This window comes from Methylobacterium sp. WL7, assembly GCF_008040085.1.
GTDB lineage: Bacteria > Pseudomonadota > Alphaproteobacteria > Rhizobiales > Beijerinckiaceae > Methylobacterium > Methylobacterium mesophilicum.
This window is the reverse complement of the sequence record NZ_VRVG01000362.1, coordinates 1-580: the sequence shown is the minus strand read 5'-3', so window position 1 is coordinate 580 and position 580 is coordinate 1. Positions and strand designations below refer to the sequence as shown.

At 65.5% G+C, this 580-nt stretch carries 1 protein-coding gene; it reads right to left on the bottom strand.

The window, feature by feature from the left end; translation table 11 throughout:
• Positions 1-44: 44 nt before the first annotated feature.
• The coding region (locus FV233_RS29795; RefSeq protein ID WP_147899668.1) for a DDE-type integrase/transposase/recombinase at positions 45-580 on the bottom strand (536 nt) is incomplete at its 5' end.

The following is a 580-nucleotide window of genomic DNA, read 5'->3' as shown; positions in this document are numbered from 1 at the left end:
GCGGTGTTCAGGGACAGAGGCTCTGGTCCATCTGGGGTAGGAGGTTAGGCGGCCTGCGCGTGATGGCGCAAGCGGCGATCCATCAGGGTCTGGCGCTTGATGCGTTCCCGCTCGGTCAGGATCCCTTCGCCGCGTCCGAAGTAGACGTCAGCGGGCGTGAGGTTGCTCAGGCTCTCATGGGCTCGGGCATGGTTGTAGTGTTCGACGAAGTCGGCAACCTGCGCCTCCAGCTCGCCGGGCAAGTAGGCGTGTTCGAGCAGGATGCGGTTTTTGAGCGTCTGATGCCAACGCTCGATCTTACCCTGCGTTTGAGGATGGCATGGCGCGCCGCGGATGTGGGTCATGCCCCGAATGCCGAGCCAGTCAGCCAGGTCGCTGGCGACGTAGCTCGGCCCGTTGTCGGAGAGCAGGCGTGGCCGCGGCATCACCCGCGCCTGATCGAGCCCAGCGGCCCCCAGCGCCAGGTCGAGCGTGGCGGTGACGTCGCTGGCCTGCATCGTCGTGCACAGCTTCCAGGCGACGATGTAGCGTGAGAAGTCGTCCAGGACCGTCGACAGGTAGTACCAGCCCCAGCCAACGA